Annotated in this window: 22 protein-coding genes; 9 read left to right on the forward strand and 13 right to left on the reverse strand. The window is 71.9% G+C overall.

Annotated elements, in window-relative coordinates:
- Positions 1 to 8 precede the first annotated feature (8 nt).
- Positions 9 to 1,322, forward strand: coding sequence for a lipid IV(A) 3-deoxy-D-manno-octulosonic acid transferase (waaA, locus tag AB3X07_RS04805; protein ID WP_369943234.1), 1,314 nt, complete (start codon positions 9 to 11; stop codon positions 1,320 to 1,322).
- Between the two features lie 216 nt (positions 1,323 to 1,538).
- Here the strand turns inward: waaA and AB3X07_RS04810 are convergent, their stop codons facing one another.
- The 3 genes from AB3X07_RS04810 to AB3X07_RS04820 form a co-directional block, all read right to left on the reverse strand.
- A complete protein-coding gene (locus tag AB3X07_RS04810; protein WP_369943236.1) occupies positions 1,539 to 2,906 on the reverse strand; it encodes a TolC family outer membrane protein in 1,368 nt (455 codons plus the stop codon).
- A 19-nt stretch (positions 2,907 to 2,925) separates the two neighbouring features.
- The gene (locus AB3X07_RS04815) at positions 2,926 to 3,585 is read right to left on the reverse strand and encodes a protein-L-isoaspartate O-methyltransferase family protein (protein ID WP_369943238.1); all 660 of its coding nucleotides are present in this window, start codon (positions 3,583 to 3,585) and stop codon (positions 2,926 to 2,928) included.
- 129 nt (positions 3,586 to 3,714) lie between these two features.
- Positions 3,715 to 4,380 (reverse strand): TetR/AcrR family transcriptional regulator, encoded by a 666-nt coding sequence (locus AB3X07_RS04820; RefSeq protein WP_369943240.1) that lies wholly within the window; start codon positions 4,378 to 4,380, stop codon positions 3,715 to 3,717.
- A 238-nt stretch (positions 4,381 to 4,618) separates the two neighbouring features.
- Here AB3X07_RS04820 and AB3X07_RS04825 point away from each other — a divergent pair, with 238 nt between their 5' ends.
- From AB3X07_RS04825 to AB3X07_RS04860, 8 genes are all read left to right on the forward strand, one after another.
- Positions 4,619 to 5,290, forward strand: a complete 672-nt coding sequence (locus AB3X07_RS04825) for a thermostable hemolysin (protein ID WP_369943242.1) — start codon at positions 4,619 to 4,621, stop codon at positions 5,288 to 5,290.
- A complete protein-coding gene (locus tag AB3X07_RS04830; protein WP_369943244.1) occupies positions 5,287 to 6,780 on the forward strand; it encodes an AMP-binding protein in 1,494 nt (497 codons plus the stop codon). Before AB3X07_RS04825 ends, AB3X07_RS04830 begins: the two co-directional genes overlap by 4 nt.
- Positions 6,777 to 7,454 carry a TenA family transcriptional regulator gene (locus tag AB3X07_RS04835; protein WP_369943246.1) on the forward strand — a complete coding sequence of 226 codons (678 nt, stop codon included), beginning with the start codon at positions 6,777 to 6,779 and terminating at the stop codon, positions 7,452 to 7,454. The genes AB3X07_RS04830 and AB3X07_RS04835 overlap by 4 nt, the downstream gene beginning before the upstream one ends.
- Positions 7,454 to 8,272, forward strand: coding sequence for an SDR family oxidoreductase (locus tag AB3X07_RS04840; RefSeq protein WP_369944653.1), 819 nt, complete (start codon positions 7,454 to 7,456; stop codon positions 8,270 to 8,272). Before AB3X07_RS04835 ends, AB3X07_RS04840 begins: the two co-directional genes overlap by 1 nt.
- Entirely contained in the window at positions 8,269 to 8,928 is a 660-nt protein-coding gene (locus AB3X07_RS04845; RefSeq protein WP_369943248.1) for a hypothetical protein, read from the forward strand. Before AB3X07_RS04840 ends, AB3X07_RS04845 begins: the two co-directional genes overlap by 4 nt.
- A gap of 22 nt (positions 8,929 to 8,950) precedes the next feature.
- Positions 8,951 to 9,634 (forward strand): response regulator transcription factor, encoded by a 684-nt coding sequence (locus AB3X07_RS04850; RefSeq protein WP_369943250.1) that lies wholly within the window; start codon positions 8,951 to 8,953, stop codon positions 9,632 to 9,634.
- Positions 9,635 to 9,651: 17 nt separating this feature from the next.
- Positions 9,652 to 11,025 carry an ATP-binding protein gene (locus AB3X07_RS04855; protein WP_369944655.1) on the forward strand — a complete coding sequence of 458 codons (1,374 nt, stop codon included), beginning with the start codon at positions 9,652 to 9,654 and terminating at the stop codon, positions 11,023 to 11,025.
- A 131-nt stretch (positions 11,026 to 11,156) separates the two neighbouring features.
- Positions 11,157 to 14,168, forward strand: coding sequence for a two-component regulator propeller domain-containing protein (locus AB3X07_RS04860; RefSeq protein ID WP_369943252.1), 3,012 nt, complete (start codon positions 11,157 to 11,159; stop codon positions 14,166 to 14,168).
- Positions 14,169 to 14,522: 354 nt separating this feature from the next.
- Here AB3X07_RS04860 and leuB read toward each other — a convergent pair whose 3' ends face one another.
- The 10 genes from leuB to ilvC all read right to left on the reverse strand — a co-directional run bounded on the left by leuB (position 14,523) and on the right by ilvC (position 24,431).
- Entirely contained in the window at positions 14,523 to 15,578 is a 1,056-nt protein-coding gene (gene leuB, locus AB3X07_RS04865) for a 3-isopropylmalate dehydrogenase (protein ID WP_369943254.1), read from the reverse strand.
- The gene (gene leuD, locus AB3X07_RS04870; protein WP_017914017.1) at positions 15,568 to 16,146 is read right to left on the reverse strand and encodes a 3-isopropylmalate dehydratase small subunit; all 579 of its coding nucleotides are present in this window, start codon (positions 16,144 to 16,146) and stop codon (positions 15,568 to 15,570) included. The genes leuB and leuD overlap by 11 nt, the downstream gene beginning before the upstream one ends.
- Positions 16,146 to 16,328 (reverse strand): hypothetical protein, encoded by a 183-nt coding sequence (locus tag AB3X07_RS04875; RefSeq protein ID WP_369943256.1) that lies wholly within the window; start codon positions 16,326 to 16,328, stop codon positions 16,146 to 16,148. The genes leuD and AB3X07_RS04875 overlap by 1 nt, the downstream gene beginning before the upstream one ends.
- The gene (leuC, locus tag AB3X07_RS04880; RefSeq protein WP_369943258.1) at positions 16,328 to 17,743 is read right to left on the reverse strand and encodes a 3-isopropylmalate dehydratase large subunit; all 1,416 of its coding nucleotides are present in this window, start codon (positions 17,741 to 17,743) and stop codon (positions 16,328 to 16,330) included. Before leuC ends, AB3X07_RS04875 begins: the two co-directional genes overlap by 1 nt.
- 37 nt (positions 17,744 to 17,780) lie before the next feature.
- On the reverse strand, positions 17,781 to 18,563 hold the full coding sequence (locus AB3X07_RS04885; protein ID WP_369943260.1) for a class I SAM-dependent methyltransferase: 783 nt from the start codon (positions 18,561 to 18,563) through the stop codon (positions 17,781 to 17,783).
- Between the two features lie 5 nt (positions 18,564 to 18,568).
- Positions 18,569 to 20,128 carry a 2-isopropylmalate synthase gene (locus AB3X07_RS04890; RefSeq protein ID WP_369943261.1) on the reverse strand — a complete coding sequence of 520 codons (1,560 nt, stop codon included), beginning with the start codon at positions 20,126 to 20,128 and terminating at the stop codon, positions 18,569 to 18,571.
- On the reverse strand, positions 20,125 to 21,231 hold the full coding sequence (locus AB3X07_RS04895) for a threonine dehydratase (protein ID WP_369943263.1): 1,107 nt from the start codon (positions 21,229 to 21,231) through the stop codon (positions 20,125 to 20,127). The genes AB3X07_RS04890 and AB3X07_RS04895 overlap by 4 nt, the downstream gene beginning before the upstream one ends.
- Before the next feature lie 195 nt (positions 21,232 to 21,426).
- Positions 21,427 to 21,675 (reverse strand): ACT domain-containing protein, encoded by a 249-nt coding sequence (locus AB3X07_RS04900; RefSeq protein WP_010343388.1) that lies wholly within the window; start codon positions 21,673 to 21,675, stop codon positions 21,427 to 21,429.
- The gene (gene ilvG, locus AB3X07_RS04905) at positions 21,659 to 23,380 is read right to left on the reverse strand and encodes an acetolactate synthase 2 catalytic subunit (RefSeq protein ID WP_369943266.1); all 1,722 of its coding nucleotides are present in this window, start codon (positions 23,378 to 23,380) and stop codon (positions 21,659 to 21,661) included. The genes AB3X07_RS04900 and ilvG overlap by 17 nt, the downstream gene beginning before the upstream one ends.
- A 43-nt stretch (positions 23,381 to 23,423) precedes the next feature.
- Positions 23,424 to 24,431 (reverse strand): ketol-acid reductoisomerase, encoded by a 1,008-nt coding sequence (ilvC, locus tag AB3X07_RS04910; protein WP_010343386.1) that lies wholly within the window; start codon positions 24,429 to 24,431, stop codon positions 23,424 to 23,426.
- Between the last annotated feature and the right edge of the window lie 340 nt (positions 24,432 to 24,771).

A 24,771-nucleotide genomic window follows, 5' to 3' on the forward strand; every position in this document is an offset into this window, starting at 1 on the left:
CTTTCGCGATGCGCAACGATTTCATCGAACGGCTGCTGCGCGGCCTGTATTCGGCCGTGCTGTACCTGCTGCTGCCGGTCACCGTCTATCACCTGGTCTGGCGCGGGTTCCGCGTGCGCCAGTATTTCCAGCGCTGGGACGAGCGCTACGCCTCGTATCCGCAGGCGCGCGGCGAGCCGCGGGTGTGGGTGCACGCGGTGTCGGTGGGCGAGGTCAACGTCGCCGCGCCGGTGGTCAACGCGTTGCGCGCGCAGCGTCCGGACATTCGCTGGGTGATCACCACCATCACCCCGACCGGCTCGGAGCGGGTGCGCGCGCTGTGGGGCGACGCGTTGGACCACGTCTACCTGCCCTACGACGTGCCCGGCAGCGTCGGCCGTTTCCTGCAGCATTTCCGCCCGAGCCTGGCGCTGATCCTGGAAACCGAGTTGTGGCCGAACATGCTGTTCGGCTGCCGCGACCGCGGCATTCCGGTGTACGTGCTCAACGCGCGGCTGTCGGCGCGCTCGCTGCGCGGCTACCGCCTGTTGCGGTCGCTGATCGGGCGCGCGCTGCGGACCGTCGCCTGCGTGGCCGCGCAGTCGCAGGCCGATGCCGAGCGCTTCATCGAACTCGGCGCGCGTCCGCAACAGGTGCGGCCGCTGGGCAACATGAAGTTCGATATCGCCGTGCCCGAGCACCTGCCGCAGTTCGTGGCCGCGTTCGGCGAACGCGTGGCGCCGGGGCGGCCGGTATGGATCGCCGCCAGCACCCACGAAGGCGAGGAGGCGGCGGTGATCGAGATGCATCGGCAACTGCGCCGGCAATGGCCGGACCTGCTGCTGCTGTGGGCGCCGCGCCATCCCGAACGCTTCGCCAAGGTCGAGGCGCTGGCGCGCGACCAGGGCTGGCGCGTGGCCACGCGCCGCCAGCAGCAGTGGCCCGGCGCCGACGACGACGTGTTCGTGATCGATACGCTGGGCGAGTTGATGCTGTTCTACGCCTGCGCCCAGGTCGCCTTCGTCGGCGGCAGCCTGCAGCCGATCGGCGGGCACAACCTGCTGGAGCCGGCCGCGGTCGGCACGCCGCCGGTGAGCGGGCCGCACCTGCACAACTTCGCCGACATCTCGCGGCGCATGCGCGAGGCCGGCGCGGTCGCGATCTGCGAGGACGCCGTGGCGGTGTGCGCGGCGCTGCGCGACCTGCTCGGCGACGCCGCCGCGCGCGCGCGCATGGCCGAGGCCGGATGCGCGCTGGTCGCCAACGGACGCGGCGCGCTGCAGCGCGTGCTGCAACTGGTCGCGCACGACCTGCCGCCGGTCGCGCACGCGCCGCCGGAGTAAGGCAGTTGGCGCCGCGCCGGTGCAGGGCGGTGCCGGACAAGGTGCGCTGCGGCCCGGGTTGGTCGCGCACGTCCACGATGGCCAGGTCGACCGACGCCGGCACCGGCGCGAGAGCGCCCGCGCATCCAGGCCCGCGCATCGACGGGCGCGCGCCGGACACACGAACGGCGGACCCGAGGGCCCGCCGTTCGCGGTTCCGCGCCGACGCCGCGGGCGTTATTGCATGCTGGTGCCGGAGTTGAGCTTGGACTCGGCGCTTTGCGTCAGCAGCGCGTTGATCGACTGCACCTCGGCCACGTCCAGCGAGCCCAGCGCCTGGCTCAGCAGCAGTCGGTTCTGCAGGAAGTTGTAGCGCGCCTGCGCATACGCCAGCTGCGCCTGGTACAGGGTGCGCTGGTTCTGCACCACGTCCAGCACGGTGCGCGTGCCCACTTCCAGGCCGACCTGCGAGGCGTCGTAGGCCGCCTGCGCCGACACCACCGCCAGGCGCCGCGCCTCGATCTCGCTGATGCCGGCGACGACGGTCTGGTACGCGTTGCGGGTGTTGCGGTCGAGCGCGCGCTTCTGCTGCTCGTAGGTGTCCTGGGCGATGTCGCGCTGCGCCAGCGCCTGGCGCACCGCCGACTGGGTGGCGCCGCCGGCGAAGATCGGGATGTTCAGGGTCAGGCCGATGGTGTTGCTGTCGGCGCGCGGGGTGCTGCCGCTGCCGGAAACGCTGTCGCCCCAGTTCGCGTCGCGGCCGGCGCTGGCGGACAGGTTCAGCGTCGGCAGGTGGCCGGCGCGCGCCGCCGAGACGCTGTTCTCGGCCGCCTGCACCTGGTACTGGTAGGCGCGCAGCGACGGATTCTTGTCCAGCGCCGAGGCGATCAGGCCGTCGATGTTGCTGCTTTCGGCCGGCAACTGCGGACGGAAGTCCTCCGGCAGGCCGCGCAGGTCGCGCACCGGCTGCCCGGTGATCTCGGTCAGTGCCTGGTACAGGTCCTGCAGCGAATTGCGCGCGGTGATCGTGTCGGCGCGCGCCTGGTCGTACTCGGCGCGCGCTTCGTGCACGTCGGTGATCGGCGCCAGGCCCACTTCCAGGCGCTTGTCGGCGTAGTCGAACTGCTTCTTGGCCGCGGCTTCGTTGGTCTGCGCGGCGACCAGGGACTCGATCGCCACCAGCACGTTGAAGTAGGCCGCCGAGGTGCGCACGATCAGGTCGTCGTTGGCCGATTCCAGCGTGTAGTCGGCGGCCAGGCTGCGCGCCTTCTGCGCGCGCAGCGTGGAGAACTGGGCGAAGTTGACCAGCGTCTGCTGGCCCTGGATCGCGTAGCTGCGGCTCTTGCCGGTGCCGTCGACCTGGCCGCCGCCGCGCTCGATCTCGCTATGGCTGCGCTGCAACGACGCCGAGCCGTTGAGCTGCGGCAGCAGCGCGGCGCGCGCCTGTACCGCGCCTTCCTTGTCGTACAGCCGGGTCGATTCCGCGGAGGCCAGCTGCGGGTCGCTGTTGCGCGCCATTTCGTAGACTTGCAGCAGGTCCGCGGCATTGGCGGCCAGTGGAGACAACGCGGCGGCCAGCGCCAGGACGAGGGATCGGCGGATCATTGCGGCTTCCTTGGACGGATCAGAAAGTGAACTGGGGGACCGGCGCGGCACCGCGCAGGTAGTACGCCAAATCGGTTTCGAACAGCGATTCCACGCGCGGCGCGCCGGCGTCGGCGTGGACCAGCACCGCCTCCATCACCGGGGCGCGGCCGCGGATCGCGAACAGGCGTCCGCCGGGGCGCAGCCAGGCCAGGAACTGCGGCGGGATCTCGGTGACCGCGGCGGTGACGCAGACCACGTCGAAGCGGCGCTCGCTGTGCCAGGCGAAGGCGTCGGCGGTCTCGATGCGCACGTTGCTGCCCAGCGCAGCGGCGTCCAGGTTGGCGCGCGCGGCGGCGGCCAGGGCCGGCTCGACCTCCAGGCTGACCACCTCGCGGCCGAGTTCGCCCAGGCAGGCGCTGACGAAGCCGCTGCCGGTGCCGATCTCCAGCACGTCCTCGCCCGGCTGCAGGTCCAGCGCCTGCAGCATGCGGCCTTCGATCACCGGCTTCATCATGAACTGGCCATGCCCCAGCGGAATCTCCAGGTCGGCGTAGGCCACGGCGCGGTGGGCCGGCGGCACGAAGGCCTCGCGCGGCAGCCGCGCCAGCACGTCGAGCACGCGCAGGTCGAGCACGTCCCAGGGACGCACCTGCTGTTCAACCATCTTTTCGCGGGCTTGGGAGTAGTCGATCGTCATCTGGGGCATCCAACGCGGTGGGTCGCGCATTTTAGCCGGCGCGGGGGCCGTGCGTACGTCGCAGCATCGCCGCAGGCCCGGCGCGGCGCGCAGTGCCGGAAGTCACCGGGTCGCCCCGCCGGGGCGGGGTCAGCGCGGCGCATAGGCGCGCAGGAAGAAATCGACGCTGGCCTCGACATGGGCCTGGATCCGGCCCGGCCCGGCGTCGCGGCACAGGCCGCACATCATCAGCGAATGCAGTTCGCCCTTGACCAGGCAGAAGAACTGCGAGGCGGCCAGGATCAGGTCGGGGATGTCCAACTCGCCGGCCGTGACGTGGGCCTGCAGCAGCTGCGCCAGGTCTTCCTGGGTCCGTTTCGGACCCGCATTCCAGAACATCTCGCGCACGTAGGCGTCGCCGGTGCCCGGGTCGAGCATCATGCGGTGGGTCGCCATGGCCGATTCGCTGCTGATCATGGCGAAGAATGCCAGGCCGATCTCCACCAACTGCGCGCGCAGCGGTCCCTTGCGCGCATGCCCGAACAGGTCGTCGGGCAGCAGCGCCTGGCACTGCGCGCGCACCGCCTCGGCGAACAGGGTCTCCTTGTCGCCGTAATGGCTGTAGACGGTGAGCTTGGACACGCCGGCGCGCGCCGCGATGCCGTCCATGCTGACCCCGCTGAAGCCCAGTTCGGTGAACAACTGCTTGGCCGCTTCCAGGATCGCCGCGCGCTTGCCCATGTCCTTCGGGCGCCCCGGTCCGGCGGCGCGGGCAGTGGCTTTGGGGGAGGGAGCGGCGGAAGGCTTGCTGACCATGGCGCAATACTAGACCAGTCGGTTCGATATTTATACTATACCGCACGGTTCAATTAACGTGGCGGCCTGGGAACGCGTCGCTCACCCCGGTGCGTGACCTGGCGGTTCAGCCCGCAGCAGGCTTGCCCTCGGTTCCGGCGGCCGATGGCGCCCGGCGCAATGAATCGCTTATGCGTGCCTTACATTCGGCTAACGTTCGGCTCATTGTCGGCTAATCGAGGGCGCCGACGATGCCGCCATGGTCATCGTCCCCGTCTCCGCCGCGTTTCCCTCGCGCTTCGCCAGTGCCGTGCTGATCGGTCCCGCACACCCGGCGCGCGCCTCCGTCGAAGCCTTCATCGCCCGCGTCTATCGGCAGCGCTATGGCGCCGTGCTGCGCGGCTTCCTGCCGCATCTGCTCGCCTACCACGACGCCGATGGCACCTTGCGCGCCGCGCTGGGGCTGCGCTGCGCCAGCGAAGGCGACCTGTTCGTCGAGCAGTATCTCGAGCGGCCGGCGGAGCTGGCGATCGCCGCGCGGGTGCCGCGCCCGGTGGCGCGCACGCAACTGGTGGAGGTGGGGAATTTCGCCGCGGACCAGCCTGGCGACGCGCGCGCGATGATCCAGGCGCTGACCGCCACCCTGCATGCGGCCGGGCTGCGCTGGGTGCTGTTCGTGGCCACCCGGCAACTGCGCAATACCTTCGACCGCCTGCACCTGGCGACAGTGGATCTGGGCGAGGCGCGCGGCGAGCGCCTGCGCGGCGACCCCAGCGACTGGGGCGACTACTACGCCGCGCAGCCGCGGTTGATGTTCGGCGACATCGCCGCCGGCCACGCCTTCCTGCAGCGCGACGCCGCACCGCGGCAGGACGCGGCGGCGCCTCTCCAGGCCGGCATGTTCGGCATCTGCATGGCCGGTGCGCCGTGAGCGCGCCCGGGTTCGCCGAGCTGCTCGGTCAATTGCGTGGCAACCAGGAGCGCCTCCTTACCGGCCATGGCGCGATCGGCGACGCGGCGCTGGCCGACCAGGTCCGCGCGCTGGCCGATGCGTTGCAGCGGCACGACCTGCACTGCGTCGCCAGCCGCCTGGACAATGGCAGCGACTGGCTGGCGCTGGACCTGGCGATCCGCCTGCGCGGTGGCGTGCACGTGCCGCTGCCGACCTTCTTCAGCCCGGCGCAGGCCCAGTACGCGCTGGACAGCAGTGGCGCGCAATGCCTGGTCGCCACCGCGGGTGCGCTGCCGGGACAGGGCGAGCCATTGTCGCTGCCGCTGTCGACGCCCGGCGTGGGCTGCTGGCGGCTGGCGCCGACCCCGGTGGCGCTGCCGGCCGGCACCGGCTGCATCACCTACACCTCGGGCACCACCGGCCAGCCCAAGGGCGTGTGCCTGGAGGCGAGCGCGCTGCTGCAGGTCGCGGCGTCGCTGGTCGACGCGGCCTCCGCGCTGGCGCCGCGCCGGCACCTGTGCCTGATGCCGCTGTCGACCTTGCTGGAGAACGTCGCCGGGCTCTATGCCACGCTGCTGTCCGGCGCGCAGATCGCGCTGCCGTCGCTGGCCGAGATCGGCTACAGCGGCGCGGCCGGACTCGACATTCCCCGCTTGATCGCCTGCCTGCACCGCTACCAGCCGGAGAGCGTGATCCTGGTGCCGCAACTGCTGCTGGCGCTGGTGATGGCGGCCGAGCAGGGCGTGGCGCTGCCGGCGTCGCTCCGCTACCTGGCGGTCGGTGGCGGCCGCGTCGGCCCGGGCCTGTTGCGCCGCGCCGCGGCGCTGCGGCTACCGGTGTTCGAAGGCTACGGACTGACCGAGTGCGCCTCGGTGGTGGCGCTGAACCGGCCCGAGGCGCAGCGCCCGGGCAGCGTCGGCCGCCCGCTGCCGCACGCGCAGGTGCGCGCGATCGACGGCGAACTGTGGGTCGACGGCGTGCGCTGCCTGGGCTATCTCGGCGCGAAAGGACCGCCTGCCGGCGCCATCGCCACCGGCGACCTGGGCCATGTCGACGATGCGGGTTTCGTCCACGTCACCGGCCGCCGCAAGCATGTGTTCATCACCGCCTACGGCCGCAACGTGTCGCCGGAGTGGGTGGAAAGCGAACTGTTGCAGCACCCGCACATCGCCCAGGCGGTGGTGTGCGGCGAGGCGCGCGCGCACAACCTGGCGGTGCTGTGGCCGCGCAGCGCCGCGCTGGACGATGCGGCGATCGCGCGCGCCCTGGCCGACGTCAACGCCGGCTTGCCGGACTACGCGCGCGTGTCCGGCTTCGTCCGCGCCGCCGCGCCCTTCAGCGCCGGCGATGGCCTGCTCACCGGCAACGGCCGCCCACGCCGCGACGCGATCCTGCGGCGCTACGCCGATGCCATCGCGCAGCGCTATGCCGAACTCGAATCCCCATCCTTCCACGGAGTTTCCCGATGAGCTTCCACCAACGCCTGCTTGCCGACACCCAGGCCGAACGCGCCGCGATGATCGCGATCCCCATCATCCAGTCGGCCCTGGCCGGGCAGATCGCGCGCGAGGACTACATCGCCTTCCTCGGCCAGGCTTACCACCACGTGCGGCACACGGTGCCGCTGCTCATGGCCTGCGGCGCGCGCCTGCCGGCGCGGCTGGAATGGCTGCGCACGGCGGTCGCCGAATACATCGAGGAGGAACTGGGCCACCAGGAATGGGTGCTCGACGACCTGGCCGCCTGCGGCGTCGATCGCGCCGCGGCCGCGGCGTCCGCGCCGGCCGCCGCCACCGAACTGATGGTGGCCTACGCCTACGACACCATCGCCCGCGGCAATCCGGTCGGCTTCTTCGGCATGGTCCTGGTGCTGGAAGGCACCAGCGTGGCGTTGGCCACGCGCGCGGCACAGAGCATCGAGACCTCGCTGGGGCTGCCGCGCACCGCGTTCAGCTACCTGCTGTCGCATGGCGATCTGGACGTGGGACACGCCGATTTCTTCGCCGGGCTGATGGACCGGCTCGACGATGCCGACGACCAGCGCGCGGTGCTGCATGCGGCCAGGCGCTTCTACGGCCTGTATGGCGACATCTTCCGCAGCCTGCGCACGCTGCCGGCGCCGCGCATGGCGGAGGCGGCATGATGGACCTGGGCGGGCGCAGTGTGGTGTTGACCGGGGCCAGCGGCGGGATCGGCGCGGCGCTGTGCGGCGAACTGGTCGCCGCCGGCACCCGGGTGCTGGCGATCGGGCGCGATCCGCTGCGGCTGGCGGCGCTGGCGAGCCGGCATCCGCCAGGGCGGGTGCTGCCGTTGCCGGCGGACCTGTCCAGCGACAGCGGCCGCGCGCAGGTGCTGGCCGCCGCGTGCGTGTTGCAGGCGCCACCGTCGCTGCTGCTGATCGCGCATGCGCAGAGCGGCTTCGGTCTGTTCGCGGAACAGTCCGGGCAGGAACTGCAGCGCATGCTGGAGACCAATCTGCTGGCGCCGATGCTGCTGGTGCATGCGTTGCTGCCGCTGCTGCAGGCGCAGCCGCAGGCGGCGGTGGTGGCGGTCGGCTCGACCTTCGGCAGCCTGGGCTTCCCCGGCTTCGCCGGCTACAGCGCCAGCAAGTTCGGTCTGCGTGGCTTGATCGAGGCGCTGTCGCGCGAGTACGCCGATCGCCACGTGCGCTTCCAGTACCTGGCGCCGCGCGCCACCCGCACCGCGTTCAATACCGCCCAGGTCGATGCGTTGAACCAGGAACTGAAGGTCGGCGCCGACAGCCCCGAGCGGGTCGCGCGGGCCTTGCGCGAGGCGATCGAGCGCGGCGATACGCGCCTGCAGATCGGCTGGCCGGAAAAGCTGTTCGCGCGGCTCAACGGCGCCTTGCCCGGCCTGGTCGACCGCAGCCTGAAAGCGCAATTGCCCGTCGTGCGCCGGCATGCCGCCAGCGTCGCTTCCACTCCCGGAGAGTCCAGATGAACGCCTGCCGCCGTTGTGTGCTCCTGCTCCTGTCGCTGCTGCCGCTGGCCGCGGTCGCCGCCACCGCTACCCCGTTGTCGCCCGCGGTCGCCGCCGTGCGCGAGCAATGGGCGCAGGTCGCCTACCAGACGCCCAAACCGCAGCGCGCGCAGGCCTATTCGGCGCTGGCCACGCATGCGGCGCTGGCCAGGCAGGCCGCGCCGCAGGATCCGGCCGCGCTGATCTGGGAAGGCATCGTGCTGTCCAGCGAGGCCGGCGAGCGCGGCGGCCTGGGGGCGCTGAGCCTGGTCAAGCGTGCGCGCGCCGATTTCGAGCAGGCGCTGAAGCTCGATCCGGCCGCGCTGAACGGTTCGGCCTGCACCAGCCTCGGCGCGCTGTACTACCAGGTGCCCGGCTGGCCTGTGGGTTTCGGCGACGACGCCAAGGCGCGCACGCTGCTGCAGCAGGGCCTGCGCTACGACCCGGACGGGATCGACGCGAACTATTTCTACGGTGACTTCCTGCGCGACCAGAAGGACTGGGCCGGCGCGGCATCGGCGTTGAAGAAGGCGCTGGCGGCGCCGCCGCGGCCGGGCCGCGCATTGGCCGACCGCGGCCGCCGCGAGCAGATCCAGGCGGCGCTGCGCGAGGTCGAGCCACACCTTGCCAGCCATTGAGCGGGCGCACACACTGGCCGCCATGCGCATCTTGCTGGTCGAGGACGATCTGTCGCTGGGCGAAGGCATCCGCACCGCATTGCGCCGCGCCGCCTATTCGGTGGACTGGGTGCAGGACGGCGCGGCGGCGCTGATCGCGATCGGCGACGGCGGCATCGACCTGGTGCTGCTGGACCTGGGCCTGCCGCGCATGGACGGGTTGGAGGTGATCCGGCAATCGCGTCAAGCCGGCGCCGACGTGCCGATCCTGGTGCTGAGCGCGCGCGAGCGCCCGGCCGACCGCGCGCTGGGCCTGGACCTGGGCGCCGACGACTACCTGGGCAAGCCCTTCGACACCACCGAACTGCTGGCACGGACCCGCGCGTTGCTGCGGCGCAGTGCCGGACGCGCCACGCCGCAGTTGCAGATCGGTGCGTTGTACCTGGACCCGGAACGGCTGGCGGTGCGCTGGCGCGGGCGCGCGCTGGACCTGACCCGGCGCGAGTTCGCGCTGCTGTGGCTGCTGGCCGAGCGCCACGGCCGCGCCATCGCCCGCGAGGCGATCCAGCAGCGGCTGTATGGCTGGGACGAGGACGTGGCCAGCAATGCGGTCGACGTGCACGTGCACCAGTTGCGGCGCAAGCTCGACCCGGCGCTGATCCGCACCGTGCGCGGGGTCGGCTATGCGCTGGACGAACAGGCGGCGTCCGCGGTGGCGGCGCCATGAGTTCGATGCGGCGGATGCTGCTGGGCGGCCTGCTCGGCGTGGTGACCCTGGTGTTCGCGGTGGCGGCGTTGCTGAGCTACCGCGCCGGCCTGCAGGAGGCCGGCGAGATGTTCGATGCCAAGCTGGCGCAGTCCTCGCGGGTGTTGATGAGCCTGGTCGACGAACCGCTGGGCGAGTTGTCCCGGCTCGGACCGGCCGGCGAGCCGATCGTGATCCATGGCTGGCACGGGCAGGCGCAAGGCGTGGGCGAGGCGCTGGCGTTCCGCACCGGCCATGCCTACGAAAGCAAGCTGGCGTTCCAGGTCCGCGACGACCGTGGTCAGTTGTTGCTGCGCTCGGAGAGTGGCCCGACCCGGCAACTGGCGCCGCTGGTCGCCGGGTACGCCGACGTCACCCTGGATGGCCGCCACTGGCGCACCTTCACTCTGCATTCGCCGGGCGGGCGCTGGTTCCAGACCGGCGAGCAGGCCGATATCCGCCAGGAGCTGGCCGAGGACATCGCGCTGGGCACCGCCTTGCCGCTGCTGCTGGCGATGCCGGTGCTGGCGCTGCTGGTGTGGGTGGTGGTGAACTGGGCCAGCCGCGCGTTGAGCCGGGTCTCGCAGGCGATCGGCGAGCGCGACCCGCAACGGCTGGAACCGTTGCCGCTGCAGGGCGTGCCGCGCGAGATCCATGGCCTGGTGGCGGCGGTCAACGCGCTGATGCGACGCCTGGAAGCCGCGCTGGCGCGCGAGCGCCGTTTCATCGCCGATGCCGCGCACGAACTGCGGACCCCGATCGCCGCGTTGAAGGTGCATGCCGACAATCTGCGCCAGGCGCGCGACGCCGCCGAACGCAACGAGTCGCAACGGCACCTGGACGCCAGCGTGCGGCGGGTGGAGCGGCTGGTCGCGCAGTTGCTGACGCTCAGCCGGGTCGAACCGGGCGCGGCCATGCCGGCGCAGCAACGGCTGGCGCTGGATGGCCTGGTCGCGCTGCAGGTGGACGAGGCGCAGCCGCTCGCCGCGCGGCGCCAGCAACAGGTGCGCCTGGTCTGCAACGATCCGGTGATGCTGCTCGGCCACGAAGCCGGCCTGTCCGCGCTGGTGCGCAACCTGATCGACAACGCCCTGCGCTACGCCCCGCCCGGCGGGCAGGTGGAGGTCGCCCTGCGCGGCGAGCGCGGCCAGGCCTGCTTCACGGTCGAGGATTCCGGCCCCGGGATCGCCGAGGCGGCGCGCGCGCGCGTGTTCGAGCGTTTCCATCGAGAACTGGGCAGCGGCGTGGAGGGCAGCGGGCTGGGCCTGGCGATCGTGCGCGAGGTGGTGACCGCGCACGGCGGCGACATCGTGCTCGATACCTCGCCGGCGCTGGGCGGGCTGCGGGTCAGGGTCCGGCTTGGCCTGGCGTAGCGCCGCGCGCGCGGCCCAGGCCGGGGCGGTGTGAGGAACGTCCTGACATCGGCAGCGAACGTGGAGTGATAAATTGGCTTCTTGTGCCAGTTGAAGCCCGCGCACCGTCGGGGGGCGCGATTCGGAACGCAATGAAGCAGGGGGACCCGCGTCAGTTCACCGCCCACGGCGCGCCTGTGTCGCGCCGCCGCGCGCGCGTGGGCGGCGTTTTGCTGCTGCTGGCGCTGTTGCTGTCCGCATGCTGGAGTGCGGGCGCCGCCGCGCCGGCCTTGTCCGAGCGCAGCGTCGTCGAGCGGCCGACCGTGGTGCGCTGGACCATGGACGACGGCTTGCCGCACAACCTGGTGCATGCGTTGGCGCAGGACCGCGACGGCCTGCTGTGGGTCGGCACCTGGGAAGGGGTGGCGCGTTTCGATGGCCGCGCGTTCACCGTGTTCGATCGCCAGAACACGCCGGGGATGGAGATGTCGGGCGTGTTCGCGATCGTGCCCGAGCGCGATGGCGGCGTGCTGGTCGGCACCGCCTACGACGGGGTGTTCCGCTACGCCGACGGCCGCTGGCAGCACCTGGGCGATGCGCGGGCGCGGCGCTTGCCGGTGGTGTCGATGCTGCGCGACCGCAACGGCGCGCTGTGGGTTGGCAGCGAAGGCGGCCTGTTCCGGATCGAGGCCGATGGCCGCCTGAACGCGGTCGGCGCCGTGGCCGGCCTGCCGGCGGTGCGGGTCGCGGCGCTGCTGCAGCGGGCCGACGGCGGCATCCTGGTCGGCACCGCGCAGGGCCTGTTCCGGCTCGATCCGGCCACACAGCGCGCGCAGCGCTGGGGCCGCACGGCGGCGATGCGCGATGCGCCGGTGCGGCGCCTGAGCCGCGACCGCGATGGCGGGTTGCTAGTCGCCGGCGATGCCGGCGTGTTCTGGCTGCGGGCCGACGGCACGCTGCGGTGGCTGCGCCAGGGCCAGCGGATCGATGCCGCGGTGCAGGACCGCCAGGGCCAGTTGTGGACCAGCCTGTCCGGCGGGCAACTGCTGCGGCTCGCGCCGAACGGGAGCAGCGAGGAAATGCTGTCGATCTCCGGCGTGGTCAGCCCGGCGTTGCTGGAGGACCGCGAAGGCCTGATCTGGGCGGGCAGCACCGATGGCCTGTTCCGCGTCGCCGCGGGCGATGCCGGCGGCCTGACCCGGCGCGACGGTCTGGCCGGCGAGTACGTGCGGGTGGTGCAGCAGAGCGCCGACGGCGCGATCTGGATCGGCCATGCGACGGGACTGGATCGCTGGCAGCACGGTCGGGTCGAGGCGGTGCGCATCGCCGCCAGCGGCCGCGATCCATCGGTGCTGGCGCTGGCCGCGGCCAACGACGGCGGCATGTGGGCCGGCACCTACGACCAGGGCGTGCTGCTGCTGACCGCCGACGGCAGGATCCGGCAACGCCTCGGTCCCGAGGCCGGCGTGCCGCGGGCGACCGTGCGCGCGCTGCTGCAGGATGCCGACGGGGGCCTGTGGATCGGCACCAATGCCGGACTGGCGTATCGCAACCGCGGCCGCACCCGCGTGTACACCGTGGCCGACGGCCTGCCGGCGGCGCAGGTGCAGGCGCTGTACCGCGACCGCGCCGGCGTGCTGTGGATCGGCACCAGCGACGGCATCGCGGCGCTGTCGGCGGCCGGCGCGCTGCGCGCGTGGCCGGCCGGCGCCGCGTTTCCGGCGCACAACGCCTTCGATTTCCTGGGCGATGCCGACGGCACGCTGTGGATCGCCAGCGACCGCGGCCTGCTGCGTTGGCGCGACGGCCGCTTCCGCATCTACGACCATCGGGTCGGGTTGCCGCGCGACAAGCTGTTCCGGATCCTCGACGACGGCCAAGGCCATCTGTGGACGACCAGCAACCAGGGCGCGTTCCGCATCGCGCGCGCCGACATCGCGCAACTGGACGGCGGACGCCGCAGCTGGCTGACGGTGGACGTGGTCGATCGCAGCGACGGCATGCCCGGGAGCCAGGGCAACGGCAGCAGCGCGCCGGCCGGCTGGTTGAGCCGCGACGGCACGTTGCTGGTGCCGACCTCCGCCGGCCTGGCGTTGATCGATCCGGCGCTGCCCGCCCGGCAGGCGCTGCGCGCGCCGGTGGTGGTGATCGAGCGGCTGCAGGTCGACGGCCAGGAGCAGCCGCTGCGCAGCGACTACCGTCTGCCGGGCAGCGTCGGCCGGCTCAGCGTCGACTACGCCGGCCTGAGCTTCCGCTCGCCGGACAAGGTGCGCTACCGCTATCGCCTGCATGGCTTCGACCGGCGGTGGATCGACGCCGGCCGCAACGAGGAGGCGGTCTATACCAACCTGCCGCCGGGCGACTACCGGCTGGAGGTGCAGGCCACCACCAGCGCGCTGGACTGGGCGCGCGACGAACTGGTCGGGCGCGCGTCGCTGCGGCTGCAGGTGGTGCCGCCGCTGTGGCAGCGCGGCCCGTTCGTGGTGCTCGCGGCGATCGCCTGCAGCGGCCTGCTGCTGTGGTGGTATCGCGGTCGCAGCCATCGCTACCTGCGCCGCCAGCGCCGGCTCAACCGCATCATCGCCGAGCGCACCCACGAGTTGCGCGCGAAGAACCTGGCGCTGAAGCTGGCCGATCTGGAGCGCGAGGAACTGGTGCGCAAGCTCGCCTACCAGGCCGGCCACGACGCGCTGACCGGGTTGCCGAACCGGCGCACCGCCGATCCGCACCTCGCCGCCGCGCTGGAGCGCGCGCTGGCCGCGCAGGCGCCGCTGTGCGTGGCGCTGCTGGACATCGACAACTTCAAGCGGATCAACGACAGCCACGGCCACGAGATCGGCGACGAGGTGCTGCGCCGGGTCGGCGAGGTGTTGCGCGCCACGCTCGGCGAGCAGGCGTTCGCCGCGCGCCATGGCGGCGAGGAATTCCTGCTGGTGCTGCCGGGCCTGGACCGGGAGGCGGCGCGGGCGCGGCTGGACGCGCTGCGCGGCCGCGTGGCCGCGGTCGTGGTCCACGACGTCGATGGGCAGGACGTGCGCTGCACGGCCAGCATCGGCTTCGCCTGCGTCGGCCCGGAGCTGCGCACCCGCCGGGAACTGCTTGTGCTGGCCGACCGTAATCTGTACCGGGCCAAGCGCGAGGGGCGCGATCGGGTGGTCGGATAGCGGCGTGGCGTGCGCGCCAGGGGCAACGGGATGGCAGCGGGCGGCATGCGGCTTTCGCCACAATCCAGGCAGACGCGGTTTGCCCTGTAGGAGCGGCTTTAGCCGCGACGGGCTTTACCGGGAACGCCTCGTCGCGGCTAAAGCCGCTCCTACAGGAAACTAGAGGGAGCCCTTTATCGCCACCTGCAGGTGCGGCCGGGTAGGCGCCGCAATGCCTACTTGCCGCGACCGCGTCCGCGCAGCGGAGCGCTGCGCTTCCATCGATGCATCAGCGCGTGGCCCTGGCTATCGAACCGGCGCCGTCCGGCATCTGCAGCCTGTCCCAATCCCGAATCCCGAATCCCGGCTCCCCGCCTACAGCCGTTCCAGCACCGCGCGCGTCGCCGACTCGGTGGCAATGCCATGACCAGGCGCGGCCAGGTCGGCGGTGAAGGCGCGCGCGTCGAGCGCGGCATTCACCGCCTGCTCGATCGCCGCGGCTTCGGCTTCCAGGCCAAGCGAGTGGCGCAGCAGCAGCGCCGCGCTGAGGATGGTCGCGTAGGGATTGGCGATGCCCTTGCCGGCGATGTCCGGCGCCGAGCCGTGGATCGGCTCGTACAGGCCGATGCGGCCTTCGCCCAGCGAGGCCGACGGCAGCAGGCCCAGCGAGCCGGCCAGCATCGAGGCTTCGTCGGTGAGGATGTCGCCGAACATGTTCTCGGTGACGATCACGTCGTACTCGCGCGGCTTGGCCAGCAGGTGCATGGCCATCGAATCGACCAGTTGGTGTTCCAGGCGCACGTCCGGGAACTCCTCGCGGCCGATGCGCGCGGCGACGTCGCGCCAGAGCCGCGAGGTCTCCAGCACGTTGGCCTTGTCCACCGAGACGACGTGGTTGCGGCGTTGCTGGGCCAGGCGGAACGCGCTGCGCAGCACCCGCTCGATCTCCGCGACGGTGTAGCGGCACAGGTCGCTGGCGTCGCTGGCGCTGCGGGTCTTGTCGCCGAAGTAGATGCCGCCGGTCAGCTCGCGCACCACCACGATGTCCACGCCCTGCAGCAGGTGCGGCTTGATCGGCGAGGCGTCCAGCGCCGCCGGATGCGGCTTGACCGGGCGCAGGTTGGCGAACAGGCCCAGGCCGCGGCGGATCGCCAGCAGGCCCTGCTCCGGGCGCACCTTGGCGTTGGGATCGGACCACTTCGGCCCGCCCACCGCGCCCAGCAGCACCGCGTCGGCGCGCTGGCAGGCGGTCAGCGTGGCCGCCGGCAGCGGCTCGCCGTGGCGGTCGATGGCGATGCCGCCGATGTCGTGTTCGTGGAACTGGAAGGCGTGGCCGTGGCGCGCGGCCACGGCGCGCAACACCGCGACCGCGGCGGCGGCGACTTCCGGACCGATGCCGTCGCCGGGCAGGACGACGATGTCAGCGTGCATGGGTGGCCTCGTAGCGTTCGATGTCGGGTTGGCGCAGCAGCAGGTAGCCCATCTCGTCCACGCCCTCGAGCAGGCAGGTCTGCGAGAACGCATCGAGCGGGAAGGCGTAGACGCGGCCGTCGGGCGTGCGCAGCTCGCGCGCGGCCACGTCCACGGTCAATTCGTCGTCCGGGCGCTGCATCAGTGTCTGCACGTCGTCCTCGGCCAGCACGATCGGCAGCAGGCCGTTCTTGAGGCTGTTGTTGCGGAAGATGTCGGCGATCTCGCTGCTGACGATGGCGCGCAGGCCCAGGTCGGTCAGCGCCCACGGCGCATGCTCGCGCGAGGAGCCGCAGCCGAAATTGCGCCCGGCCAGCAGGATCTGGCGGCCGGCGTTGTGCGCCTGGTTGAAGGCGAACTCCGGGTTCGGCGTGCCGTCGGCCTGCCAGCGCCAGTCGTTGAAGGCGTGGCGGCCGAGGCCGGCGCGTTCGGTGGTGGACAGGAACCGCGCCGGGATGATCTGGTCGGTGTCGATGTTGGTCTGGCGCAGCACCACGCTGCGCGAGGTGAGGGTGGCGAAGCCGGCCATCACGGGGTCTCCTGGGAAGCGGCGGCGTCGGGGGTGGGCACGGCAGCGGCGTCGGCCGGCGGCGGCAGCGCCGCGGGGGGCGTGTGCGGCGGCAGCAGCGGCTGGTGGCGATGGGCGAAGGCGCGGGTGGTGGCGGCGACGAAGGTCAGCGTGGCCGCGAACGCGGCGATGTGCGGGGCCATCACGCGACCTCCGCGAACAGCGCGCGCGGATCGCTGACCTGGCCGTTTACCGCCGCCCAGGCCGCGGTCAGCGGCGAGGCCAGCAGGGTGCGCGAACCCGGACCCTGGCGGCCTTCGAAATTGCGGTTGCTGGTGCTCACCGCCAGTTGCCCCGGCGCGACCAGGTCGCCGTTCATGGCGATGCACATCGAACAGCCGGACTCGCGCCATTCCGCACCGGCCGCGCGTACCACCTCGTGGATGCCCTCGGCCTCGGCCTGGCGCTTGACGATCTCCGAACCCGGCACCACCAGCATGCGCACGTGCTGCGCCACCTTGCGGCCGCGCAGCACCTGCGCCACGGCGCGCATGTCGCTGAGCCGGCCGTTGGTGCAGGAACCGACGAACACCACGTCCACCGGCGTGCCGATCAGCGCATGCCCGGCTTCCAGGTGCATGTAGTGCAGGCCCTTCTGCGCCGCCGGATCCTGCGCGGCCGGGATCGGCACGTCCACCGCGATCGCGGTGCCGGGGTGGGTGCCCCAGGTCAGGGTCGGGCGGATGTCGCGCGCGTCGATGCGCACCTCGGCGTCGAAGCGCGCGCCGGGGTCGCTGCGCAACTGCGACCAGCGCTGCACGGCGGCGTCGAAGTCGGCGCCCTTGGGGCCGCGCGGGGTGTTGGCGACCCAGTCGAAGGTGACCTGGTCCGGCGCGACCATGCCGGCGCGCGCGCCGGCCTCGATCGACATGTTGCACAGGGTCATGCGCTGCTCCATGTCCATCGCCTCGATGGTGGAGCCGCGGTATTCCAGCACGTGGCCGGTGCCGCCGTTGACCCCGATCACGCCGATGATGTGCAGGATCACGTCCTTGGCGCTCACGCCCGGCGCCAGCGGCCCGTCGACGGTGATCGCCATGGTCCTGGCCTTGCGCTGCAGCAGGCACTGCGTGGCCAGCACGTGGCCGACCTCGCTGGTGCCGATGCCGAACGCCAGCGCGCCGAACGCGCCATGCGTGGAGGTGTGGCTGTCGCCGCAGACGATGGTCATGCCGGGCTGGGTGAAGCCCTGTTCCGGCGCGATCACGTGGACGATGCCGCGATTGTCCGAGCCCATGTCGAACAGTTCGATGCCGTAGTCGGCGCAGTTGCGCGCGAGCATGTCCACCTGCGCCTCGGAGGCCGGGGTGTAGTACGGCAGCTTGCCGTCGGCGCCGCGCGGCAGGGTCGGCGTGGAATGGTCCATCGTCGCCTTGGTGCGGTCGGGCCGGCGCGGCGCCAGGCCGCGCGCCTTGAGCTCGGTGAACGCCTGCGGCGAGGTCACTTCGTGGATCAGGTGCAGATCGATGTACAGCACCGCCGGGGCGGCGGCGCTTTCGGGGACGACGACGTGCGCGTCCCACAGCTTGTCGTACAGGGTGCGGGGGGCTGGGTTCATGACCGATAACCTTGCGTGGGTCTTGGAACGGGCGGGCTCAGGCGTCGACCTGGGCCGGCACGATGGCGTGGAAGCGCAGGCGGACGTAGTCGGCGCTCCAGCGGCCGCGATCGTCGCACAGCGTTGGCGTCAGCAATGCGACGGCGGTGGCGAGCACGTCCTGGCGTGTGGCGTCGTTCAGGCCGAGCAGGAATGGATCGGCGAACGTGCGCAGCCAACCGGCCATGCCGGTCGGCAAGGGCGTGGGCCGCGGCAGCAGCGCGATCTGCAGCACCTGGAAGCCATGCGCCTGCAGGCGCTGCGCATAGGCCTCGGCGCTGGGAAAGAACCACGCGAACGCCGGCGCCGGCGCGCCGTGCAGACGCAGCGCCGCATGCAGCGCGGTGACGATCGCCGCCACGTTGCCGTGGCCGCCGAATTCGCCGACGAAGCGGCCGCCCGGGCGCAGCGCGCGGCGGACGCCGGCCAGCACCCGGTCCGGCTCGCGCATCCAGTGCAGCGCGGCATTGCTGAACACCGCATCGAAGCGCGCGTCGAACGGCAGGGCGTGGCCGTCCAGCACCTGCGCCTCCAGCCCGCGCGCGCAGGCGGCCGCGACCAGCTCGGGCGAGGCGTCCACGCCCAGCACCGTGGCGCCGCTGGCGGCCAACTGGGCGGTCAGCACGCCATCGCCGCAGCCCAGGTCGAGGATGCGCTCGCCCGGCTGCGGCGCCAGCAGGTCCAGCACCGGCGTTCCCAGCGCCGGCACGAAACCGGCGTCGGCGGCATAGCCCTGCGCGTTCCAGCGCTGGCCGGCGGCGGGGACGAGGGAGGCGGCCATGGTGTTCAGGCGGCCGCGTCGGCGGTCGCCGCCGGCGCGCCCTGGCGTTGGCGCAGCACGCGGTTGGCCACGTCCAGCCAGGCCAGCGCGCTGGCCTCGATGATGTCGCGGCTGGTGCCGGTGCCGTCGTACTCGACCTCGCCGTGGCGCACGCTGAGGTTGGCCTCGCCGCGCGCGTCGGCGCCGATGCCGACGCTGTGCACCTGGTAGCTGTCCAGCACCAGCTGCACGCCGGTGGCGGCCGACAGCGCGGCGAACAGCGCATCCACCGGGCCGTCGCCCTCGGCGCGCTCGCTGACCCGCTGGCCGTCCGGATCGGACAGCTCGACCTGCGCGCTGGCGCGCTGGCCGCGGTCGCTGACGGTCATCGACGACAGCCGGTAGCCCTGGCTCTCCGGCGCGTCCTGCATCATCGCCTGCAGGTCGGCGTCGTTGACCACGCGCTGCTGTTCGCACAGCGCCTTGAACGCATCGAAGGCGATGTTCAGTTCGGCCTCGTCCAGCACGTAGCCGAGCGCACGCAGGCGCTGCTCGACCGCGGCGCGGCCGCTGTGGCGGCCCAGCACCATCTGCGAGGACTCCCAGCCCACGTCTTCCGGGCGCATGATCTCGTAGGTGCCGCGGTGGCGCAGCATGCCGTGCTGATGGATGCCCGACTCGTGGGCGAAGGCGTTGCCGCCGACGATCGCCTTGTTGCGCTGGACCGGCATGCCGACCAGCCGCTGCAGCAGCTGCGAGGTGGCGACGATGCGCGGCGTATTGATCGCGGTATCCAGCTCGTAGAACGCGTTGCGTACCTTCAACGCCATCGCGATCTCTTCCAGCGCGCAGTTGCCGGCGCGCTCGCCGATGCCGTTGATGGTGCATTCCACCTGCCGCGCGCCGCCCTCCACCGCGGCCAGCGAATTGGCCACGGCCAGGCCCAGGTCGTTGTGGCAGTGGGTGCTGAACACCACGCGGTCGGCGCCGGGCACGTTGGCGATGATCCGCGCGAACATGCCGCGGATCTCTTCCGGGGTGGTGAAGCCGACCGTGTCGGGCAGGTTGATGGTGGTGGCGCCGGCGGCGATCGCCACGCTGGCGACCTCGGCCAGGAAATCCTCCTCGGTGCGGGTGGCGTCCTCGGCCGAGAACTCCACGTCGTCCACGTACTGGCGCGCCAGCGACACGTGCTTGCGCACCGACTCCAGCACCTGCTCGCGGCTCATCCGCAGCTTGTGCTCGCGGTGCAGCGGGCTGGTCGACAGGAACACGTGCAGGCGCGGATGGGCCGCCGCCTCCAGCGCCCGTGCCGAGGTCTCGATGTCGGCGGCCAGGCAGCGCGACAGCACCGCCAGGGTCGGGCCGCGCACTTCGCGGCCGATCAGCGCCATCGCCTCGCGGTCGGACTGCGAGCTGGCCGGGAAGCCGGTCTCGATGATGTCCACGCCCAGTTCGGCCAGGGCGCGCGCCATCACCAGCTTCTGCGGCGGGGTCATGCTGCAGCCGGGGGATTGCTCGCCGTCGCGCAGGGTGGTGTCGAAAATGCGGATGCGGGGGGTCTGGGAAGAAACGGAAGTGTTCACCAGATGGGTTCCTCTACGGCGGCGGTGGCTTGCGGATGGGGATGCGGGGACGGAGCGATGCGGGCAGGAGCGGGCGGGGCGGGACGTTGGCTGCGAAGTCGCTCGGCGCTGCGGCGGCGCGGCTTGCGCGGCGGGCGCGGGCGCACCTCCGACAGCAGCGTCGCCAGCACGCCGGCGTCGATGTTGCCACCGGACACCACCGCGCACTTGCGCTTGCCGGCGACGCGGCGCCCGGCCGCCAGGGCCAGCGCGCCGGCGCCCTCGGCGATGACGTGCTCCTCCAGCGCCAGGCGGACCAGCGTTTCGCGCAGTTCCGCCTCACGCACGATCACCACATCGTCGAGCAGGCTGGCGCACAGCCGGCGGGTGATGAACCCGGGGATTTTAACCTTGACGCCGTCGGCCAGGGTGGGCACCGGATCCACGGCGCGGACGTCGCCGCGGATCGCCCGCGCCATCGAGTCCACGCCTTCGACCTGGGCGCCGACCACGCGCACGCCCTGCGAGCGCAGCGCCAAGGCCACGCCGGAGGCCAGGCCGCCGCCGCCGATCGGCACGATCACCACGTCCGGGGCGTGCGCGGCCAGCTCGATGCCGACGGTGCCCTGGCCGGCGATCACGTCCGGATCGTCGAACGCGGACAGGAAGCGATAGCCGTTCTGCTCGGCCAGCTCGCGGGCGAAGGCGAAGGCCTCGTCGTAGCTGTTGCCGTGCTGGCGCACGGTGGCGCCCCAGTGGGCGACGCCTGCGATCTTGGTCTGCGGCGCGCCGTGCGGCATCACCGTGATCGCCTGCACGCCCAGCCGGTGCGCGGCCCAGGCCACGCCCTGCGCATGGTTGCCGGCGGAGGCGCAGATCACCGCGCGCTCGTCGCCGCGTTCCAGCCCGGCCAGCAGCGCGTTGAGCGCGCCGCGGACCTTGTAGGAGCCGGTGCGCTGCAGGTTTTCCAGCTTCAGCCAGACGCCGAAGCGCTCGGCGTAATGCACCGGCGTCGGTGACAGGTAGCGGCGCAGCCGCGCCTGCGCGGCCAGCACGTCGGCCACGCTGACGGCGACGTGGCCTACATCCGGCTCCTGCGGGGCGGGGCGGCCGGCATCAGACATGGTGGGGCCGGGAGTGGGGATTGGGGAGTGGGGATTCGTGGCGGGAATCCGGGGGGCTGATGCGAAGAAGCGACCTCCGTGGAAGAAGATGCCTCCGCATGGCGGTACGGCGCTGGCGCGGCAGGGCTGCCGCGCACGCCGGGACGTTGGGGCGCGCGCCCAATCCCGACTCCCCAATCCCGAATCCCGGCCCCATCACGCTACGCCATCCAGCGCGGTCACGCGCACCGATTCGCAGTCGTAGACCTTCTCCATCTGCAGGCGCAGGGTCTCGCCGGGGCGGTTGCCGTCCACCACCAGTTGCAGATGCCAGCGGCCGGCGTCCTCGGCCACCGGCGCGCCGCTGATCGAGATCGGCGCGAAGCCGCGGCGTTCGGCCATGCCGATCGCGCGCAGCAGGGCGCCGTCGATCGGTTTCAGCACCAGGTCAAGCTGGTAACGCATGTGTCGTCTCCTGGCGCTGGGCAGCGGGATTGCTTTCCAGCATGGTGCTGTTGGCGGTGTTCGGCGGCACCAGCGGCCACACGTTGGCGCGCGCGTCGATGGCCACGTGCAGCAGCGCCGGGCCCGGCTGCGCCAGCAGCTCGGCCAGTGCGTCCTCGACCTGGCCGCGCGCGGTGATGCGCTTGGCCGGGATGCCGAACACCTGTGCCAGCGCGGCGAAATCCGGGTTGTCGGACAGGTCGATCTCGCTGTAGCGCTCGGCGAAGAACAGCTCCTGCCACTGCCGCACCATGCCCAGCGAACTGTTGTCCAGCAGCACGATCTTCACCGGCAGCTTGCAGCGGGCGATGGTGACCAGCTCCTGCACGTTCATCATGAAGCTGCCGTCGCCGCTGACCAGCACCACCGTGCGGTCCGGGCAGGCGAACTGCGCGCCCATCGCCGCCGGCAGGCCGAAGCCCATGGTGCCCAGCGCGCCGCTGGTCAGGTGGTTGCGCGGGTGGTTGAAGCGGCAGTGCTGGGCGACCCACATCTGGTGCTGGCCGACGTCGCAGGCGATCACGGTGTCGGCCGGGGCCAGTTCGCTCAGCCGCTTCAGCAGGCCCGGCGCGTAGATGTCCTGGCCGGGCGCGTCGTAGCGCGCGCCGAACTTCTCGCGGTGGCCGACGCAGCGCGCGTGCCAGGCCTCGCAGGTGCTGGTCGCCGCGGCCAGCGCGCGCAGCGCCTGCGCCACGTCGCCGGGCACGGCGATGTCGGCCTGGCGCAGCTTGGAGATCTCGCAGGCGTCGGCGTCCAGGTGGATGACCCGCGCGAACGGCGCGAACTCGGCCAGCTTGCCGGTGGCGCGGTCGTCGAAGCGGGCGCCGACCACGATCAACAGGTCCGACTCCTGCACCGCCATGTTGGCGGCGCGGGTGCCGTGCATGCCGAGCATGCCCAGGTAATGCGGGTGCGCATGCGGCAGCGCACCCAGGCCGCGCAGGGTCAGCACGGTGGGGATGCGGGTGGCCTCGACGAAGTGGCGGAACGCGTCCACCGCATCGCCCAGGGCGATGCCGCCACCGCCGTAGATCACCGGCTTCTCGGCACCGGCGATTGCCGCCAGCGCCTCGGCCAGCACCGCGTCCTGCGGCGCCGGCGGGGTCGGCACCGCCGCCGGCACGTGCGCGGGCAGATGCGTGGCATCGGCCAGCTGCACGTCCTTGGGCAGGTCGATCAGCACCGGACCCGGGCGGCCTTCGCGGGCGATGCGGAACGCGTCGCGCAGCACCTGCGGCAGGTCGTCCACGTGCCGCACCAGGAAGCTGTGCTTGACGATCGGCAGGGTCAGCCCGAACACGTCCAGTTCCTGGAACGCGTCGGTGCCCAGCAGCGGCGTGGCCACCTGCCCGGTCAGGCAGATCATCGGCACCGAGTCGAGCATCGCATCGGCGATGCCGGTGACCAGGTTGGACGCGCCCGGACCGGACGTGGCGACGCACACGCCGACCCGCCCGCTGGCGCGGGCGTAGCCGTTGGCGGCCAGCGCCGCGCCCTGCTCGTGGCGGACCAGGATGTGCTTGAGCTGGCTGTCTACCAGCGCGTCGTAGAACGGCATGATGGTGCCGCCCGGATAGCCGAACAGCGTGTCCACGCCTTCGGCTTCCAGGGCCTGCGTCAGCCAGCGCGCGCCGTTGCGGGGCGTGCCGTGAGCGGAGGAGTTCATACGGTGGCGACCTTTCGGTGGAAGCGGGTGGGGGAGCCGCGGATTACGCGGCCTTGGTGCCGCCGGCGGCCGGTGCGGCAGCGGCGTCGCCGTTGAGCCACACCATCTTGGCGCGCAGCTGCTTGCCGACCGTTTCGATCGGGTGGTCCAGATCGGCCTGCTTGAACTTCTTGTAGTTCGGCAGGCCGGCGTCGTATTCGGCCACCCAGTTCTTGGTGAAGGTGCCGTTCTGGATGTCGGTCAGCACGTCGCGCATGCGCTCCTTGGTGGCCGCGTCGATCACCCGCGGGCCGCTGACGTAGTCGCCGTACTGCGCGGTCTCGGAGACGAACTCGAGCATGCGGGTGATGCCGCCTTCGTAGAACAGGTCGACGATCAGCTTCAGTTCGTGCAGCACTTCGTAGTAGGCGATTTCCGGCTGGTAACCGGCTTCCACCAGCACTTCGAAGCCGGCCTGCACCAGCGACGAGGCGCCGCCGCACAGCACCGCCTGCTCGCCGAACAGGTCGGTCTCGGTCTCTTCCTTGAAGGTGGTCTTGATCAGGTTGGCGCGCGCGCCGCCCAGGCCGGCGGCGTACTCCAGCGCGAACTGCTCGGCCTTGCCGCTCTTGTCCTGGTACACCGCCCAGATGCACGGCACGCCGCGGCCGATCTCGTACTCGCGGCGCACCAGCGCGCCCGGGCCCTTCGGCGCGACCAGCACCACGTCCAGGTCGGCGCGCGGCTTGATCATGTCGAAGTGCACGTTCAGGCCGTGCGCGAACAGCAGGCAGGCGCCCTGCTTCATGTTCGGCGCCAGCACTTCTTCGTACAGCTTCTTCTGCACCATGTCCGGGGTCAGCACCGCGACCAGGTCGGCGTCCTTCACCGCCTCGGCGGGGCTCTTCACCACGAAGCCGTCGGCCTGCGCCTTGGCTTCGGTCGGGCCGCCGGCACGCAGGCCGATGGTGACGTCGAAGCCGGACTCGCGCAGGTTCAGCGCGTGCGCGCGGCCCTGGCTGCCGTAACCGACGATGGCGATCTTGGTGGTGGGCTGGGCGGAACTGGTCATGGGGCGGATGTCCTTGAACGGTGTTGGAGTGGAGAGGGGTCTTGCATTCGTGGTCACTGAAACGAAAAACCCCGCGCCGTTGCCGGTGCGGGGTCTGATCGAATCCTGGCTGCTTGTCGCTTACACGCCGGTTCGTCCCGCACTTGTGGGCGAGGTAATAAGCACGAGTACGAGGAGCGACGCGGCAGCGTCCGCGCGCAACGCGGCGGGCTGGCGGGTCGACTTCGGGCGGGTGTGGCGCTGCAACATGCAGCGAGATAACCATGGGCTTTGCGCGACTGTCAACTGTGTTGCGGGCCTGCATCGGCGAATATGCCGAAAGCCGCGCCAGCGCTGCATG

It is taken from the genome of Xanthomonas sp. DAR 35659 (genome assembly GCF_041242975.1).
Classification (GTDB): domain Bacteria; phylum Pseudomonadota; class Gammaproteobacteria; order Xanthomonadales; family Xanthomonadaceae; genus Xanthomonas_A; species Xanthomonas_A medicagonis.

Bases quoted from the DNA above. Each gene is read 5' to 3' on its own strand.
- AB3X07_RS04850 (WP_369943250.1), top strand. From the start codon at position 8,951: ATGCGCATCTTGCTGGTCGAGGACGATCTGTCGCTGGGCGAAGGCATC.
- AB3X07_RS04900 (WP_010343388.1), bottom strand. From the start codon at position 21,675: ATGCGTTACCAGCTTGACCTGGTGCTGAAACCGATCGACGGCGCCCTG.
- AB3X07_RS04815 (WP_369943238.1), bottom strand. From the start codon at position 3,585: ATGACGATCGACTACTCCCAAGCCCGCGAAAAGATGGTTGAACAGCAG.
- AB3X07_RS04835 (WP_369943246.1), top strand. From the start codon at position 6,777: ATGAGCTTCCACCAACGCCTGCTTGCCGACACCCAGGCCGAACGCGCC.
- ilvG (WP_369943266.1), bottom strand. From the start codon at position 23,380: ATGAACTCCTCCGCTCACGGCACGCCCCGCAACGGCGCGCGCTGGCTG.
- AB3X07_RS04885 (WP_369943260.1), bottom strand. From the start codon at position 18,563: ATGGCCGCCTCCCTCGTCCCCGCCGCCGGCCAGCGCTGGAACGCGCAG.
- leuD (WP_017914017.1), bottom strand. From the start codon at position 16,146: ATGGCCGGCTTCGCCACCCTCACCTCGCGCAGCGTGGTGCTGCGCCAG.
- leuC (WP_369943258.1), bottom strand. From the start codon at position 17,743: ATGAACCCAGCCCCCCGCACCCTGTACGACAAGCTGTGGGACGCGCAC.
- waaA (WP_369943234.1), top strand. From the start codon at position 9: ATGCGCAACGATTTCATCGAACGGCTGCTGCGCGGCCTGTATTCGGCC.
- AB3X07_RS04875 (WP_369943256.1), bottom strand. From the start codon at position 16,328: ATGGCCCCGCACATCGCCGCGTTCGCGGCCACGCTGACCTTCGTCGCC.
- AB3X07_RS04820 (WP_369943240.1), bottom strand. From the start codon at position 4,380: ATGGTCAGCAAGCCTTCCGCCGCTCCCTCCCCCAAAGCCACTGCCCGC.
- AB3X07_RS04860 (WP_369943252.1), top strand. From the start codon at position 11,157: ATGAAGCAGGGGGACCCGCGTCAGTTCACCGCCCACGGCGCGCCTGTG.
- leuB (WP_369943254.1), bottom strand. From the start codon at position 15,578: ATGCACGCTGACATCGTCGTCCTGCCCGGCGACGGCATCGGTCCGGAA.
- ilvC (WP_010343386.1), bottom strand. From the start codon at position 24,431: ATGACCAGTTCCGCCCAGCCCACCACCAAGATCGCCATCGTCGGTTAC.
- AB3X07_RS04810 (WP_369943236.1), bottom strand. From the start codon at position 2,906: ATGATCCGCCGATCCCTCGTCCTGGCGCTGGCCGCCGCGTTGTCTCCA.
- AB3X07_RS04895 (WP_369943263.1), bottom strand. From the start codon at position 21,231: ATGTCTGATGCCGGCCGCCCCGCCCCGCAGGAGCCGGATGTAGGCCAC.
- AB3X07_RS04825 (WP_369943242.1), top strand. From the start codon at position 4,619: ATGGTCATCGTCCCCGTCTCCGCCGCGTTTCCCTCGCGCTTCGCCAGT.
- AB3X07_RS04840 (WP_369944653.1), top strand. From the start codon at position 7,454: ATGGACCTGGGCGGGCGCAGTGTGGTGTTGACCGGGGCCAGCGGCGGG.
- AB3X07_RS04845 (WP_369943248.1), top strand. From the start codon at position 8,269: ATGAACGCCTGCCGCCGTTGTGTGCTCCTGCTCCTGTCGCTGCTGCCG.